This is a genomic window from Clostridium intestinale (genome assembly GCF_035905475.1).
Classification (GTDB): Bacteria; Bacillota; Clostridia; order Clostridiales; family Clostridiaceae; genus Clostridium_T; species Clostridium_T intestinale.
In genome coordinates, this window is sequence record NZ_CP121166.1 from 98,022 (window position 1) to 114,769 (window position 16,748).

Annotated in this window: 14 protein-coding genes; 10 read left to right on the forward strand and 4 right to left on the reverse strand. The window is 31.3% G+C overall.

Translation table 11 applies throughout. The features are described from left to right. Window positions 1-14: 14 nt before the first annotated feature. Window positions 15-1,499, forward strand: coding sequence for a UDP-glucose--hexose-1-phosphate uridylyltransferase (gene galT / locus P8F83_RS00460; RefSeq protein ID WP_326512997.1), 1,485 nt, complete (start codon window positions 15-17; stop codon window positions 1,497-1,499). A gap of 39 nt (window positions 1,500-1,538) precedes the next feature. Here galT and P8F83_RS00465 read toward each other — a convergent pair whose 3' ends face one another. Continuing rightward, window positions 1,539-3,725 carry an alpha-galactosidase gene (locus P8F83_RS00465; RefSeq protein ID WP_326512998.1) on the reverse strand — a complete coding sequence of 729 codons (2,187 nt, stop codon included), beginning with the start codon at window positions 3,723-3,725 and terminating at the stop codon, window positions 1,539-1,541. A gap of 137 nt (window positions 3,726-3,862) precedes the next feature. Here P8F83_RS00465 and P8F83_RS00470 point away from each other — a divergent pair, with 137 nt between their 5' ends. Beyond that, window positions 3,863-4,720, forward strand: coding sequence for an AraC family transcriptional regulator (locus tag P8F83_RS00470; RefSeq protein ID WP_326512999.1), 858 nt, complete (start codon window positions 3,863-3,865; stop codon window positions 4,718-4,720). A 146-nt stretch (window positions 4,721-4,866) separates the two neighbouring features. Beyond that, window positions 4,867-5,856, forward strand: a complete 990-nt coding sequence (locus P8F83_RS00475; RefSeq protein ID WP_326513000.1) for a LacI family DNA-binding transcriptional regulator — start codon at window positions 4,867-4,869, stop codon at window positions 5,854-5,856. A gap of 167 nt (window positions 5,857-6,023) precedes the next feature. On the opposite strand, the gene P8F83_RS00480 is transcribed toward P8F83_RS00475, so the two are convergent. Further along, complete coding sequence (locus tag P8F83_RS00480; RefSeq protein ID WP_326513001.1) at window positions 6,024-6,578, reverse strand: class IV adenylate cyclase; 555 nt, start codon at window positions 6,576-6,578, stop codon at window positions 6,024-6,026. 125 nt (window positions 6,579-6,703) lie between these two features. Here P8F83_RS00480 and P8F83_RS00485 point away from each other — a divergent pair, with 125 nt between their 5' ends. From P8F83_RS00485 to P8F83_RS00495, 3 genes are all read left to right on the forward strand, one after another. Then, a complete protein-coding gene (locus P8F83_RS00485; RefSeq protein WP_286905051.1) occupies window positions 6,704-7,744 on the forward strand; it encodes a nucleoid-associated protein in 1,041 nt (346 codons plus the stop codon). 92 nt (window positions 7,745-7,836) lie between these two features. After that, window positions 7,837-8,232: a hypothetical protein gene (locus P8F83_RS00490; protein WP_326513002.1), complete on the forward strand. Its 396-nt coding sequence runs from the start codon at window positions 7,837-7,839 to the stop codon at window positions 8,230-8,232. A 34-nt stretch (window positions 8,233-8,266) separates the two neighbouring features. After that, window positions 8,267-8,611: a hypothetical protein gene (locus tag P8F83_RS00495; protein WP_315114383.1), complete on the forward strand. Its 345-nt coding sequence runs from the start codon at window positions 8,267-8,269 to the stop codon at window positions 8,609-8,611. Between the two features lie 64 nt (window positions 8,612-8,675). Here P8F83_RS00495 and P8F83_RS00500 read toward each other — a convergent pair whose 3' ends face one another. Beyond that, window positions 8,676-10,100, reverse strand: a complete 1,425-nt coding sequence (locus P8F83_RS00500) for a BclA C-terminal domain-containing protein (RefSeq protein ID WP_326513003.1) — start codon at window positions 10,098-10,100, stop codon at window positions 8,676-8,678. A gap of 189 nt (window positions 10,101-10,289) precedes the next feature. Next, complete coding sequence (locus tag P8F83_RS00505; RefSeq protein WP_326513004.1) at window positions 10,290-12,134, reverse strand: urease accessory protein UreH domain-containing protein; 1,845 nt, start codon at window positions 12,132-12,134, stop codon at window positions 10,290-10,292. Window positions 12,135-12,284: 150 nt separating this feature from the next. On the opposite strand from P8F83_RS00505, the gene P8F83_RS00510 reads away from it, so the two are divergent. From P8F83_RS00510 to mglC, 4 genes are all read left to right on the forward strand, one after another. Next, window positions 12,285-12,527, forward strand: a complete 243-nt coding sequence (locus P8F83_RS00510; protein ID WP_326513005.1) for a hypothetical protein — start codon at window positions 12,285-12,287, stop codon at window positions 12,525-12,527. 124 nt (window positions 12,528-12,651) lie between these two features. Then, entirely contained in the window at window positions 12,652-13,707 is a 1,056-nt protein-coding gene (locus P8F83_RS00515; RefSeq protein ID WP_326513006.1) for an aldose epimerase family protein, read from the forward strand. Window positions 13,708-13,958: 251 nt separating this feature from the next. Continuing rightward, a complete protein-coding gene (locus P8F83_RS00520; protein WP_326513007.1) occupies window positions 13,959-15,458 on the forward strand; it encodes a sugar ABC transporter ATP-binding protein in 1,500 nt (499 codons plus the stop codon). 37 nt (window positions 15,459-15,495) lie between these two features. Further along, window positions 15,496-16,722 (forward strand): galactose/methyl galactoside ABC transporter permease MglC, encoded by a 1,227-nt coding sequence (gene mglC, locus P8F83_RS00525; protein ID WP_326513008.1) that lies wholly within the window; start codon window positions 15,496-15,498, stop codon window positions 16,720-16,722. Window positions 16,723-16,748: the final 26 nt, after the last annotated feature.

The window sequence follows — 16,748 nt, forward strand, 5'->3', positions numbered from 1 at the left end:
TTTGGAGGATAATTATGTTTGTTTATGAAGTAATACAAGGGTTATTAAATAAAGCAATTGAATGTTGTCTTATAGATAAACAAGATGAGATCTATGTAAGAAATCAGATATTGGCCCAGCTAAAATTAAATGATTTTATAAAAAGTGATATAAAAATTGATAAAAATATACCAGATTTTCTAGAGGATATAGTTAAGTATGCTGTTGAAGAAGGAGTAGTTGAAGACAGCTTTCATGAAAAAGACATATTGTCTACAAATATTATGAATTGCTTTATGCCTAGACCATCTGAAGTTAACGATAGGTTTTATGAATACTATAAAATTAATCCTAAAGAGGCCACAGAATACTTTTTTAATTTAAGTAAAAATAGTAATTATATTCAAACAAAAGCTATAGCAAAAAATATAAACTATAAGGCAGATACAGAATACGGAAATATTGATATAACTATAAATTTATCAAAACCAGAAAAGAATCCTACGGATATAATTAAAGAAAAAGCAGTAAAAAGTAGTAGTTATCCTAAATGCTTATTGTGCATAGAAAATGAAGGATATGAGGGCAGAGTAGGTCATCCTGCTAGAGCAAATCATAGAATGGTAAGAGTTGATTTATTTGAGGAAGAGTGGCTTTTGCAATATTCACCCTATGCTTATTATAATGAACATTGTATATTATTATCAGAAATTCATAGAGATATGAAAATAGATAGATCAGGATTTAGCAGATTGTTAAGTTTTGTTGATATGTTTCCACACTATTTTATTGGTTCAAATGCAGATCTTCCAATAGTAGGGGGATCAATATTATCTCATGACCACTATCAAGGCGGTAGATATGAATTTGCTATGGAAAGAGCAGAAGATGAGGAGTTTTTTAAGATTAGTGAATATCCTAATATCGAAGCTTCTATAGTTAAATGGCCAATGTCAGTAATCCGTTTAAAAGGTAAAACTACCGAGGAGTTAACTAATGCTTCTGAGAAGATCTTAAGTGCGTGGAGAGAATATACTGATAAAGAGGCAGATATATATGCCTATACTGGAGATATACCGCATAATACAATAACGCCAATTGCTAGAAAAAGAAGCGGATTTTTCGAGATGGATTTAGTGCTTAGAAATAATAGAACTAGTGAAGAACATCCATTAGGAATATTCCATCCGCATGATGATGTTCATCATATAAAGAAAGAAAATATAGGATTAATAGAAGTAATGGGGCTGGCGGTATTACCAGGTAGATTAAAAGATGAACTTAAAGAAGTTGAAAAATATATATTAGGAGAAGATAATCTAATTGAAGATTATCATAAACCTTGGGCTGAAGAATTAAAGACCATTTATAGAAATTCAGTAAAAAAAGAGGATGCTCAAGAAATAGTTAAAATTGAAACTGCTAAAAAGTTTCTTAAAGTATTAGAATACGCTGGAGTGTTTAAAAGAGATTCAAAAGGTAAAGAAAACTTTAGAAGATTTATTAAAGCAATAATATAGAAAAATTGAGGCTCTAAATTTAGAGCCTCAATTTATGTTTTAAATACTTTTTAGATGCCAGATTATACTTTGATAATCCCCTTTCAATTCAGGTATAGTAATGCCGGCATACATCAATTCATCTCCACCTAGAGTAATATTTTTATCTGAAATGTTGTAATATTTATCTTTATCTAAACCTCTTAAATATAACCTTACTATAGAAGGGTTAGGCAAAGCGAGAACTCTAAAATAGCATACGAGGACCTCGGTTTTATCTTGAGAAATAATCATCCATGCTGTTTCATTTCCTTCGAAAGGACTTAATAATCTATACATTTCTCCAAATTGTATTAGCTTCCTAAACTTTTTATATGTTTGAATTTGATGACTTATTTCATATTTATCTTTAGAGGAGATTTTAGTCAAATCCATTTGATAGCCGAAGTTACCAGACATAGCTACATCACCCCTCGTTTTTAATGGGGTAGATCTTTGTATCTGATGATTTGGGGAAGCAGATACGTGTGACCCCATAGAACTAATAGGATAGACTATACTTGTACCATACTGTATTTTTAATCTTTCAACTGCATCTGTGTTATCACTAGTCCAAGTCTGAGGCATATAATAAAGCATTCCTGGATCAAACCTTCCACCGCCACCAGAACAACTTTCAAATAATATGTCTGGGAAAGCGGTTGTAATAGTAGCTAAAATTTTATATAAGCCTAGTATATATCTATGTGCTGTTTCTCTTTGTCTTTCTGGAGAAAGAGATAATGTTCCTATGTCTGTCATATTTCTATTCATATCCCATTTTACAAATTTAATGTTAGTAGTTCTAAGAATATTAGAAACTGATTCAATTATATAATTACATACGTCATCTCTGGTTAAATCTAATATAAGCTGTTTTCTTGCTTGGGAAGGTATTCTATTTGGAACATGCAAGCACCAATCAGGATGGGTCCTATATAAATTACTATCTGGAGAGATCATTTCTGGTTCAAACCACAATCCAAAGTCTAATCCTAAGGAATTTATATTATTAGCTAAACTATCTAATCCGTGAGGAAGTTTTTTATAATCAACTATCCAATCACCTAATGAAGAATCGTCATTATTTCTTTTACCAAACCATCCATCATCCAACACAAGAAGCTCAATTCCTAAATCTTTTGCATCACTAGCCAGTTCAAGAATTTTTTCTTCTGTAAAATTAAAATAAGTTGCTTCCCAGTTATTAACTAAAATAGGCCTTACGGTATCTCTAAATTTACCTCTACATAGTCTTTCTCTATAAAGCTTATGATAAGTTCTTGACATTGAACCTAGTCCATCAGAAGAATAAGTCATAACAACTTCAGGAGTTTGAAAAACTTCCTCTGGTTCTAATAACCAGGAAAAGTCAAAAGAATTTATTCCCATTGAAACTCTTGTCGTATTAAACTGATCTACTTCAGCCTGAGCTAAGAAATTACCACTATATACTAGGTTAAATCCATAAACATCTCCATGATTTTCATCAGCATCATTGCTTAACAATGCAATAAAAGGATTATGGTTATGGCTGCTTGAACCTCTTCTGCTTTCTATAGATTGATTACCTGTAAAAAGAGGTCTTATTTCAATATTTCTTTCTCTTGCCCATGAACCATGAAGATGCATGAACTTGTAATTATTATGATTGAAGTCTATGCTCATACTTAGTGCACGTAGTAATTTTAACTTAGTACTTCCACAATTAATAAAACGAACATTCCTAGTAATTACATCTAAATCTTTATATACAGAATAGGAAAGGATTACATTTAGACCTAATAGAGAATCCACCATTGTAATTTCAAGAGTTTGAGCTTCATTATTATTTTCTACATAGGTTGATGGTAATCCTATTAAAGAGGGTTTTCCATCTATAATTATATGAGATTTATATCTTAAATCTGTTAAGGTTGATCCATTGTCTAGTTGAATTTCATAAGCTGGTGAACGGAAGTCAGTATTTCCATACGAGGGATATTCTTGAGGTAAAGTATCTAATGAAAAAGTATTATCATTAGCTTGAGGATTTGAACAGAAAGAACTTCTCTCTCTCAGTACAAGAAGCTCAGAAGAAGTAATGTTTTTAAGTTTTCTTCCCCAATAAAGATGTGAAAGATATCCATCTCTAAATATACACATAGCATAACTAGTATTTTTAGTTTGCAGATGAAAAGTTTTAGTTTCCTTATCGTAGTTTATCATATAATTACACCATCCTTATATAATATAGATTCTTATACTTTTATATTATAAATATATGTAGAGTGATTAAAATGGAATTTTAAAAGATAAACATGGTATAATCTAAGTAATTAACAATAGAGGGTTAGGTATAAATTATGAGAAATAATAATGAAAGTACAGAACTTTTATTACTTAATGAGTCAGCCTTTGATTTAATAGTATATCATTGTGGTATGGAAAAGTGTAAGGAATCACATGCTTATGGTCCAGCAGTAAGAGACCACTTTTTAATTCATTTTATACTTGATGGACATGGTACTTTTTATGTTGATGGTAAGGCATACAAACTTAATAAGAATCAGGGATTTTTAATATGTCCAGATGTAATAACTTATTATGAGGCTGATAGTGAAGAACCATGGACCTATGCTTGGGTTGGATTTAAGGGAATGAGAGCAGAAAGCTATATGAAATTGGCACATTTAGATAGAGATAATCCTATATTTGTTTATGAACAGGGAAATAAAATAGAAAAATGTTTTGAAGATATGATAAATTCAGCAGATTTAAAATATGGAAGGGAACTTAAACTTCAGGGACTATTAAGTATATTTTTATCTGAATTAATTGAACAAGAACAAAAAGAGACAATCATAAATTATAATTATACAGACATATATGTTAAGAAAGCTTTAAAATATATAGAAACTAATTTTTCAAGATATATAACTATAGCTGAGGTAGCCGAAACTATTGGATTAAACAAAAATTATTTTAGTTCATTATTTAAAGATAAATTAGGAATATCTCCTCAAGAACATTTAATAAGATTTAGAGTTAATAAGGCTTGTGAACTTATGAAGAATAAATCTTTATCTATAAGTGATGTAGCTCGATCAGTTGGATATAATGACCCTCTTGCTTTTTCCAAGATATTTAAAAAAGTAAAAGGAAAATCCCCTAAAATATTTAGAGAGTCTATGAATATAAGTATTATAGAAGAGTTTAATTGAATTTGGAATAAAAATGTGTGAAGAATTAAGTCGATATGTTGAGTAAAAATACAGTAAAATTCACTTGGAAAAGTAATGAATTTTAGTTAAAAGAGAGATATAATATAAGTTATATATAATATTTATTAATTTAAAAGGAGAAAATAATGGCGACAATTAAAGATATTGCAGATAAAGCAGGAGTGTCAATAGCTACAGTTTCAAGAGTTTTAAATTATGATGAGACTTTATCAGTAGGTGATGATACTAAAAAAAAGATTTTTAATGTGGCAGAGGAATTGGATTATGAGAAAAGGCAACCAAAGAAAAAAACATTGGCTAAGATAGCTCTTATTCATTGGTATACAGAAAAAGAGGAATTAAATGATTTATATTATATGTCTATTCGTATAGGTATAGAAAACAGATGTAAACAAAATAACTTGGCTATAGTAAAGTTTTTTAAAAACAATATTGATGAATTAATGAAGGAAAAGATACAAGGAATTGTTGCAGTAGGAAAGTTTAGTAACAAAGAGGTAGAGGATTTAGCTAAGATAACAAGTAATATAGTATTTGTGGATTATGCCCCAGACGAAGAAAAATATGATTGTGTTATAACGAATTTTGAGATAGCTACAAAAAAGATATTAAACTACTTAATGGAAAAAGAGCATAGAGAAATAGGATATATCGGGGGAAGAGAAACTTTTAACGATAGAACCTCGGAGATAAATGATTCTAGAGAAGTTGTTTATAAAAGTTACTTAAAAGAAAAGAATTTATTTAAGGAAGAGTATATGTATATAGGAAAATACTCTGCAAGTGATGGTTATGATTTAATGAAAAAAGCTTTAGAGGAGCATAAAGATAACTTGCCAACAGCATTTTTAGTTGGAAGTGATTCTTTAGCTATTGGATGTCTTAAGGCATTAAATGAAAATAAAATAGCTGTTCCAGATAGAGTAAACATTATAGGTATAAATGATATAAGTATAGCCCAATATGTTTATCCAACTTTAAGTACTATTAAAGTACATACTGAACTTATGGGTGAGACTTCTGTAGATTTATTGATAGAAAGATTAAATGACAGGATCATCAGCAAAAAAGTTAGTATAGCTACAGAACTTATAATTAGGGAAAGTAGTTTTTAAAATATTAGAATTGAAAAAGAAAATGGAATATAAGTAAAGCTTAAACTAAATGCGAGTATTAAATGAATTTAGTTTAAGTTTTACTGATTTTTTTAGCTAAATGGAAGATATATAGATATATATCTTTCTATATAACTATATATAGTGTTAATGCGGGTTTGCAGAGATCATAACCCTTTTTCAGAGGATATCCCCTTGTCTTTTAGTATTTCATATATTGTCTTAGAAGTTGTGTCCTCTAAACTATAACCTAAAAGTTCTAAGATTTCTTTAAGTTCTTCTTCAGAAGAGGTTTCAAACTCAACATAGGGAAAAGGACAAAAATTTTTTTCATTAATATCTATTTCAATTAAAGTGTTTTTGTATTTATAACTTTCTCTATATTTCTTTATTGAATCAATAAGTTCTAATCCTAAGGCTTCAAATATCTTTTTACCAACTTCCCCATCTTCAATAATGGTTTCATTCTCTTCCATAACTTTAAATCTCTCTTGAGAGAGCATTTTTTTTGTAGTAATAAAGCTAAAAGATTTTTTGTTTAATAAATCTTCGACTATTCTAATTCTAGCATAACCTTTTTTTGAGAGAAGTCTTCTATCTGGAAAATCATATATGTTGTTAATCTGATTTTCTTCTTTTACCTTTTCAGCATTAATCATTTTTAAATCCCTACGAAACTTATCTAAATCTATATCTATAATACGGGTTTCTAACTCTTTCATATAATATCATTCCTTTCATAAATTTAATTCTATTATAAATCAAATTATTATTCTAGATAAATACCTATAAAAATATGTGATATAATAGGGACTGAAATATACAGGACTATAATGGAGGTACCCCTATGGAATACGTTAATGATATAAATATTGTAGAGGCGGTTATTCATATTTTAGATAATAACTCAGATGAACCAATATTAAATGAATATAAATTAGATTTAGGTGATGAAATTTACAAGTATATATATAGACATATTGAAAAAGCCTTAAAAGATGAGGAACTAAAGTATGCCGTATTTAATCCAGAGAGAAATATAGTAAAAGAGTTATCTCAAGAGTATTTAAATGGTGCGAATACTGATTTAGTTTCTATATCTCAAGAAATGGGAAGACAACTGTTTGCAATAATGAAGGGCAATGGAAATATTCCATCCTGTGATTTAGTAGTTGCATCAATATCTACAGACCAAGGAATTATGTTAGCTTTATTAAAAATGGACTATGTAAGGAACTTTGCTCATAAGGTAGATTTTTTGGATGATAAAATAGGAATCGGTATAATCCAACAATATGGTGGACTACCAGCATCCTCTCAAAGAATACAAAAATGTGCTTTTATAAAACCATTAGCTCAAGATCAAGATTTTAACTTAATGGTGATTGACAAGCAAAAGAAAAATAAAGAGGAAGAAGAGTATGGTTCTAATTATTTTATAAATCATTTTTTAGGTTGTACAGTTATAACAAATGAAAGAGATATGACTAAAAGCTTTATGAAAGCAACAGAAACTTGGACCAGAAATAATATTAATCAGGATGCTGATAAGGCAGAGAAGATAAGAACAACTATAAAAAGTAAACTAAAAGAAGAAGAGAAGATAAATATACCTGAACTTTCTAATGAGCTTTTTAAAGAAGAACCAGAGGCGAAAAGAGCATTTGATGATTTTATTATATCTCAAGGTCTAAATGAAGAGGTTCAGATAGATAAACAATATGTGGAGAAAAAATTAAAAAGAGTTAGATTAAAGATAGATAAAGAAATAGATTTATATATAGATGAGGAAGCTTACCACGATAATTCTAAATTTGAAATAGTTAGAAATGGTGATGGAAGTATAAATATGGTTATAAAACATGTAATAAATTATATAGAAAAGTAATTTAATAGCTTCATTACTCCAAAAGGATTTAAGGTAGAATTGTAGAATATATTATATAAGTGAGAACTTTACAAAAATCTGGAGGGGTGTATATGTTTGGAAAGTTCATAAATGGATCACAGGGAATAGATAGAGGGCCAAACAAGGGATTAAATAGATTACCGATAGTATATGTAAGAAATAACACAGAGGAAAATATAGAAAATATAAGTTTTTCTTTTGATAATGTGGTACTTATAGGATCAGAAATTAAAAAGGTTAAGCCTAATACGACCAAGAATGTATCTTTATATCTAACTTATAGACAAAGAGATCAGCTAGAAAGAGAAGATTATGATTTAATAATGAATCATGGAAAAGAAAATAAATATACAATAAGTGAGGCTTATGGAGCTGAGCATATAAGGGACATTTTGGTTGAGATTATGAAGGTTTATAATGCTGGAAGTTTAGGAATAAAAATTGAGGAAAACTATTTAAGCTGTTAAATAATATTTAATTGTATTTATGAGGTAGATTAGTATGCAAGCACAATTATTACCAATAGTTTATATTAGAAATAATACATCGCAGATCATAGAAGATATCTATTTTTCTTTTGACGATATAGAACTTATGGGTTCAAAAGCTAAGAAAATAAAACCTAATACTACTAAAAATATATCCCTATACTTAGCAGATAGGCAGAAGTTTCAACTAGCGAGAGAAGATTATGATTTGGTAATGCATCATAGAAATGAAAATAAATATGTAGTAGTTGAATGTTATGGAATTTCCCCTTCTCTTAATATTTTAGTGGAAATCATGACAGTTTATAAAGATGGAACATTAGGAATTAAGGTTGATGAAAAGTTTTCTAGAATATAGAAAGTGTGTATGATAAAGGCCAGTATTTAATTAAAAATACTGGCCTCAAAATTTTAGTCTAATACTAAGCTATTCTCATTAGGGTTATAGAAGCTGTTACACCTGAATCTATAAAATCAGTAGTACCATTTATTCTTAATCTTAATACATCTGAAGTAGATAAAGATAGAATTATATGGCCAACAGCTTCTCCGCTTGTACCTGGGAATGAGATAATACTTCCAGGGATATCGGAATTATTCACAAATAAATTTATAGAAGAATTGTTTGTATCTGTAGCATTAGCAGAAAAGGTTATATGATATATGCCACTAATTTGTACAGTTATATCTGATCCATTAGCACCTAAAGTTACATTGGATGGAGCAACAGAATTAAATTCAAATATTTTAAATATTAATCCTTCTATATTGTTTGTTGCTGGTGTAGTACTAAAGAAAGATGCATATCCAGATGCAATACTTCCAGTAGCGCCAGTAGCACCAGTAGGGCCGGTAGCTCCGGTAGGACCAGTAGCACCAGTAGGGCCGGTAGCTCCAGTAGGGCCGGTAGCACCAATAGGACCAGTAGGACCAGTAGCACCAGTAGCACCAGTAACACCAGTAGGACCAACAGCGCCGTTAACGCCGGTAGGACCAGTAACTCCAGTAGGGCCAGTAGCGCCGGTAGAACCAGTAGCCCCAGTAGAACCAACAGGACCAGTAGAGCCAGTAGGACCGGTAGCACCAATAGGACCAACAGGGCCAATGTTACCAGTAGCCCCAGTAGGACCAATAGGGCCAGTGTCTCCAGTAGGACCAACAGCACCAGTAGAACCGGTAGGGCCAGTAGCTCCAGTAGGACCAACAGGACCAGTAGAGCCAGTAGGGCCGGTAGCACCAACAGGACCAACAGGGCCAATATTACCAGTAGAGCCAGTAGGGCCAACAGGGCCAGTGTCTCCAGTAGGGCCGGTAGCCCCAGTAGGACCAACAGGACCAGTAGAGCCAGTAGGGCCGGTAGCACCAACAGGACCAACAGGGCCAATGTTACCAGTAGCTCCAGTAGGACCAACAGGGCCAGTGTCCCCAGTAGGACCGGTAGGACCAACAGCACCGGTAGAACCGGTAGGACCAGTAGCCCCAGTAGGACCAACAGGACCAGTAGAACCAGTAGGGCCGGTAGCACCAACAGGACCTACTGGGCCAATGTTACCAGTAGCCCCAGTAGGACCAACAGGGCCAGTGTCCCCAGTAGGACCGGTGGGACCAACAGCACCGGTAGCTCCGGTAGGGCCAGTAGCTCCAGTAGGACCAACAGAGCCATCATCTCCAGTAGGACCCGTTGGACCAGTAGGGCCAGTAGGACCGGTTGGCCCAGTTGGACCAGTAGGACCAGTAGGTACAGTAGGCCCAGTTGGACAACAATTCCAATCATCACAGCAATGTTTATTATTACATCTACTTGCACTATCATAAAAATCGTTTCGACAAGAGTATCTATTATTCAATTAAAACACCCCTTTTTAAAAAGTTTACTACTAATATACTATTATTTTTATTAAGGAAGAGTGCTTATAAAAAGCCGAATTGTAAACTAATTTGTCAGCGAATACGGAAAACTTCATTTATGGGCCTTTTGATAATAAAAAGAGCAGCAAAATAATATAAAATCATTAAGCTACTCCAGTTCGAAAATATTAATCTATTAATTCTGATCTAACTTTTTCTATATCTTCCGTTTCAGGGGAATCAGAAGTTTTTATGGTTCCAACTATTGAAAAATCTTTTTCTATAAAGTAGATACTGGATTTATTAAGTGTAATATCAATAGATCCTTTAAAGTCTGATATAGTGAAGGAACCAACAATTTCTTGTGAACTAAATTCAACTATATTATAAGTTCCATTAGCAGCAGGCACTTTAGTTAAATTGAATGTAAGCTTAGCTGGAATATTAGTTTTTAAAATTGAAACAAGTGGTTCAAAATAGGTATCTATTCCAGAAATGCTTAGAGCTTGACTGCTACCTGAAATAGAGCTTTTTTTAACTAATCTATCTGTAGGTATTTCAGTTAATGGCAAGCCATAAACCAAGAATTCTTGAGCTTGATTAGAAGAAGAACCTTGACAGCAGCTTCCAGCGGAATTTTGTGAAAGTTCACTTTCTGCTGACGATATATCTTTATCACTTACGCTATCAAGAGTATCTACAACTTTTATGGAGCCTGAGAGCATTCCCATCCAACAACTGTAGTTAATATCTTTTTCACCAGCTGTAAAATTAATCTTTGTTTCACCTTTTTTTAGTTTTTGCTTTATATTCATGGATGGGAAAATAACCTCATTATTACATGACGTTATTGTTTCCCCTTCAAAAATAATTTCAGTAGGAAGATTTTTTTCTATAAATACTACTTTTGGGGAGTAGCCAGAAGATGTTGCTTTTATTTTTACAACCTGTTTTCCATCTATTACTGTAGCCTTATTTTCATCAGTTATCACATTAGATGAATTTTTGTTGTTAAAAGATAATAAATTATTTATTGGAATGTTTACACCTAATAGTGTAAATCCTCTGTTTGCCATTAAAATTCCTAATATAACGATTAAGATTCCACTGAATTTTATAAGTTTTTTAGTGTTTTTCATATTTATGGCATTTATAGCTAACGAAAATATAAGCATAAGAGGAATAGTCCCTAGTCCAAAAATGAACATAGAGGACGCTCCTTTGAAGAAACTTCCAGAAGCTAAAGCATACAACTGCATGGTTTGCAAGGGACCACAAGGCATAAATCCATTTAGTAAACCAACAATTAAAGGACTAGATTTTTTATTTGAAGATTTACAATTACTAAATGGAAGTTTTAAGTTTATTCCTCTAAATAATTTAAAGCCAGACATATTAAAACCCATTATTATCATAAAAAGACCAGCAAGTATTGATATAGAGGCCTGAGTACTTAATGATAAAGAAAAAACAGAGCCTAAAGCACCTACTAATCCACCTAACAGAGTATATGAGGTTAATCTACCTACATTATATAAAAGAGAGGGAAGTAGATTTTTAAATTTACTACCTTTATTTATCGTTATACTTTGAGATAACATTATTCCACCACACATACCTACACAATGAAGAGAAGTGAAAATACCTATTATAAATAACATAAGATAAGTTGTATTTGTACCTAAGTTATTACTTATATTGAAAGTACCAGAATTTTTACTTAGTGCTATAATAACAAAAGCAAGAGCAACTATAGCAAATATAGAGATAATTTCTTTAAAAGTTGTAGAAGAACCATTTGTGTTAATTTTGTTATTAGAGATTTTTATGGTATATCCTGAACTTTCTATAGCAGAACAAATTTTGCTATAAGAACATTTAGTAGAATCAAAAGTTACCTTCACTAAGGAGGTTTTATAATTAACCTCAACCTCAAGGACACCATTTATCTTTTTTATAGAATCTGATATTATTTTTTCACAGGATGTACAAACCATATCTTCAACTAATATATGAGTAGTTTTTATGGACAAAATATCACCTCTTAAATTTATATTACTTTCTGAGACATAATTATATGAAACTAATATGAAGATAAAATGAAGAAACATACTGGTATCTTCATTTTATCTTCATAACTATGAATTAGACTAGTTGTAATATTAAAATTTAGGAGTGAGAAAATGAATAAGAAATTTAATCTTAAGCATATTATGCCTATGGCACTATGTTGTATGTTACCTATACTTATAGTTAGTTTATTACCAGTTATTCAATTAGTATTACCTGGGGTCGCACCTATTTTAGCATTCTTAAGTCCGTTTATATGTCCAATTATGATGGTATCTATGATGTTTTTTATGGGAAAAGGTGATAAAAAACATGGATGTTGTGATCAGAAAAAAGAAGAAAAAATAGAATTATAGAGTTAACAAGTTAGGTGTAAAATAATTTAGATATATACCTAACTTTTTTATTCTTGAAAGAATAACATAATATACTTATACTAGCTAATATAGGTAGTATTTTATATAAAAGGAGTATGAGAGTATGGGAATTAGAAGAGAATTATTTGGAAAGTTAATGAATGAAGTTGAGGTGGATATTTTTACATTTACTAACTCCAAAGGAATGGAAGTAAAAATAACAAATTTAGGTGGCGCTATAGTATCTTTAAAGGTTCCTGATTCTAAAGGGAAATTAGATGATGTTGTTTTAGGGTATGATACTCCACAAAAATATTTAGAAAAGGGACCATATTTAGGAGCTATTATAGGAAGATGTGCGAATAGGATTGAGGATGGCATTTTTGAGATAAATAATATAGAATATAAACTTCAAAAGAATAGTAGACATCACTTGCATGGAGGAAATAGAGGATTTGATAAGGTTTTATGGGAAGCAGAACTTGTTAATTTAGGTGATAGTCAGGCATTAAAACTATCATATCTTAGTAAAGATGGTGAAGAAGGATACCCTGGTAACTTAGAGGTCAATGTTATATATTTTGTTAGTGAAGATAATGAGTTTAGAATAGATTATAGAGCTGTTACAGATAAGGATACAGTAGTTAATCTAACTAATCACTCTTATTTTAATCTTTCAGGACATTCTTCAGGAAGTGTGTTAGAGCATAAAGTTATGATAAATGCAAGTAGCTTTACACCTTCTAACAATGAGTCAATTCCAACAGGTGAAATATTAAAAGTTGATGGAACACCAATGGATTTAAGAAAATTAACTATAGTAAAGGATAAAATATTTAGTGATTATGAACAGTTAAATTTCGCTAATGGGTTTGATCATAATTGGGTATTAGATGTTAGCACAGAAGAACCTAAAAAAGCTGGAGAAGTGGTAGATGAAAAAAGTGGGAGAGTTATGGAAGTTTATACTACTAAACCAGGAGTACAATTTTATACGGGGAATTTTCTAGCAGGGGGGCCTACTGGAAAAGATGGAGTAACTTATGAAAATAGAGATGGGTTATGCCTAGAAACACAATTTTTCCCTAATGCAGTTAGATGTAGTAGTTTTCCATCCCCAATATTAAAAGTTGGTGAAGAATATAAACATACTACTATATATAAATTTTCAGTTATTTAATAAATATAGAATAGAAAAAAGACATGCATTTTTTACTAATTTATGCATGTCTTTTTTAGAATAAAAAAATATGAATTTGTTATATAAATTAATTAAGAAATTCGATAAAAGTGTGAAGAATTTTGTATGGAGAGTAGAAGAGAAAGTTTATATAATTAATAATGTAAACGAATAACAATAATAAAACTAACTAAATGAAAAATAGACAAAATAAAGAATGGATTAATATTTGACCAAAGGAGGATTGTGGTATGGGTGAGTATGTACTGGAGATGAACAATATAACAAAGACATTTCCAGGGGTAAAGGCGTTAGATGACGTATCATTAAAAGTACGTAAAGGTAGTGTTCATGCCCTAATGGGAGAAAATGGTGCAGGAAAATCAACCTTGATGAAATGTCTTTTTGGTATATATCATCAAGATAATGGCGAGATAATATTAGATGGAGAAAAAGTTGAAATAAATACTTCAAAACAAGCATTAGACTTGGGAGTATCAATGATACATCAGGAACTACATCCTATTAGATTTCGTCCAGTTATGGAAAATATATGGCTTGGAAGATTTCCTATGAGAGGAATAGCTGTAGACAAGAAAAGAATGATACGTGAGACAGAAGCTTTATTTAAAGAGATTGATTTAGACATTGATCCAGAGATATTGGCAGGAAAGCTTTCTGCATCTAGTCTACAATTGGTTGAAATCGCTAAGGCGGTTAGTTATAATTCTAAAATAATTATTATGGACGAACCAACATCTTCATTAACCGAGAATGAAACAGAACATTTATTTAAAATAATAAAGCAACTTCAAAAAAAAGGATGCGCAATTATATATATATCTCATAAAATGGAGGAAATTCTTAAAATATCTGATGAAGTTACTATCATGAGAGATGGTCAAGGGGTAGGAACTTGGGAATCAAAAGATCTTACAACAGAGCTTATAATTAACCGTATGGTAGGAAGAGATATGACTCATAGATTCCCAGAAGCAAACTATAAACCTACAAAGGAAGTTGTATTAAAAGTTAACAATCTTTGTTCTCCTTTGGAGAAATCCTTTCAAAATGTAAGTTTTGAGTTATATAAAGGGGAAATTCTTGGTATAGGAGGGCTTGTTGGAGCTCAACGTACAGAACTTGTAGAAGCACTATTTGGTTTAAGAACGATACAAGAGGGAACTATTGAAAAAGATGGTAAGGTAATAAAAATAAAGTCTGCAAAAGATGCTAAATTACAAGGATTAGCTCTATTAACAGAAGAGAGACGTGCTACTGGCATCTTAGGGATATTATCAGTGTTAGATAATACAGTAATTGCAAGTCAAAAAGATTACGCAAAATTTGGAGTGTTAAAAGAAGGAAAACGTTATAAAGCTGCAGTTAAATCTAATACAGATTTAAAAACTAAAACACCAAATATGGAGCAGCTTATAAAAAATCTTTCTGGTGGTAATCAGCAAAAAGTTTTAATAGCACGTTGGCTTCTTACAAATCCAGATATTTTAATATTAGACGAACCTACAAGAGGAATTGATGTAGGTGCAAAATATGAAATTTATTCTATTATGCATGACTTGGTTAAAAGAGGCAAATCAATCATAATGATCTCTTCAGAAATGCCAGAGTTACTTGGAATGTCAGATAGAGTTATGGTTATGTGTGAAGGAAAGGTTACTGGAATTTTAGACAAAGATGAAGCAGATCAAGTAAAAGTTATGAATTATGCAACACAGTTTATGAAATAAAGAGACTTAGTTATGTTAAAGAAGGAGAGGATTAGATATGCAAGAAGCTAAAGTTATCTCACGCAAGGATTTTGGAAAAATATTTTTAGGAATTGGTGCTTTCCTTGTTGTGTTAGGAATTGTTTTTAATTTTATTTTAGATCCAGATGTATTTTTTGATTTACCTATTTATATAGATGGGATAGGAATAATAGCAGCTATTTATGGACTTAAACATTTTTTAGATAAAAAAAATCACGACAGTACAGTGACCTTTTCAGTAGAGACAGTAAAAACCTTTTTAACTAATAATGCAATTATTTTAGCATTACTAGTATTAGTAGTTGTAATAATGATAATTCAACCACGTTTTATGCAATATGAAGTAATGCTTGACATACTAACAATGTCATCAACTAAACTTATAGTTGCCTTAGGTATTTGTTTTACATTATTAATAGCAGGAACAGATTTATCAGCAGGACGTATGGTTGGACTAGCGGCAGTAATATCAACATCAATGCTTCAAAATCCAGACTATGCTAATAGATTTTTCCCTAACATGCCTCAGCTAGCAGTTATAATCCCTATAGTAATAGCAATTATAGCTTGTATGGTATTTGGTGTACTAAATGGTTTCTTAGTAGCAAAATATGATATGCATCCATTTATAGCTACTTTAGCAACACAGGTTATAGTATATGGTGCATGCTCTCTATACTTTGATATGCCGCCAAATAAATCACAACCAATTGGTGGTGTACGTCCAGACTTTATTGCACTTGGACAAACAAAACTTTTTAACATAGGAGATTTTCCAGGAATATCAATTCTGGTACCTATAGCACTTCTATTTGTAATATTAGTTTGGTTTATATTAAACAAAACTATATTTGGAAAGAATGTTTATGCTATAGGAGGAAATCGTGAAGCAGCAGTAGTTTCAGGAGTTAACGTATTTGCAACTATAATGGGAATATTCATTTTCGCATCACTTTTATATGGTGTAGGAGGTATACTGGAAGCTGCTAGAACTGCTGGGGCAACCAATCAATATGGTAATGGATACGAACTTGATGCAATAGCAGCCTGTGTTGTAGGTGGTGTATCACTAAATGGTGGTGTTGGAAAAGTTGGAGGAATTGTAAGTGGTGTATTGATATTTACGGTTATACAATATGGATTACAGTTCATAGCAGTAAGTCCAATGTGGCAACAAGTTATAAAAGGTGCTATCATTGCAGTAGCAGTTGCTATAGACTTAGCTAAATATAGAAAAAAATAAATTGATATATTGATAAGAAGGTTTGC

Coding starts and splice junctions, on each gene's coding strand:
- mglC (WP_326513008.1), top strand. CDS start 15,496: ATGCAAGAAGCTAAAGTTATCTCACGCAAGGATTTTGGAAAAATATTT.
- P8F83_RS00495 (WP_315114383.1), top strand. CDS start 8,267: ATGCAAGCACAATTATTACCAATAGTTTATATTAGAAATAATACATCG.
- P8F83_RS00520 (WP_326513007.1), top strand. CDS start 13,959: ATGGGTGAGTATGTACTGGAGATGAACAATATAACAAAGACATTTCCA.
- P8F83_RS00490 (WP_326513002.1), top strand. CDS start 7,837: ATGTTTGGAAAGTTCATAAATGGATCACAGGGAATAGATAGAGGGCCA.
- galT (WP_326512997.1), top strand. CDS start 15: ATGTTTGTTTATGAAGTAATACAAGGGTTATTAAATAAAGCAATTGAA.
- P8F83_RS00465 (WP_326512998.1), bottom strand. CDS start 3,725: ATGATAAACTACGATAAGGAAACTAAAACTTTTCATCTGCAAACTAAA.
- P8F83_RS00475 (WP_326513000.1), top strand. CDS start 4,867: ATGGCGACAATTAAAGATATTGCAGATAAAGCAGGAGTGTCAATAGCT.
- P8F83_RS00515 (WP_326513006.1), top strand. CDS start 12,652: ATGGGAATTAGAAGAGAATTATTTGGAAAGTTAATGAATGAAGTTGAG.
- P8F83_RS00470 (WP_326512999.1), top strand. CDS start 3,863: ATGAGAAATAATAATGAAAGTACAGAACTTTTATTACTTAATGAGTCA.
- P8F83_RS00510 (WP_326513005.1), top strand. CDS start 12,285: ATGAATAAGAAATTTAATCTTAAGCATATTATGCCTATGGCACTATGT.
- P8F83_RS00485 (WP_286905051.1), top strand. CDS start 6,704: ATGGAATACGTTAATGATATAAATATTGTAGAGGCGGTTATTCATATT.
- P8F83_RS00480 (WP_326513001.1), bottom strand. CDS start 6,578: ATGAAAGAGTTAGAAACCCGTATTATAGATATAGATTTAGATAAGTTT.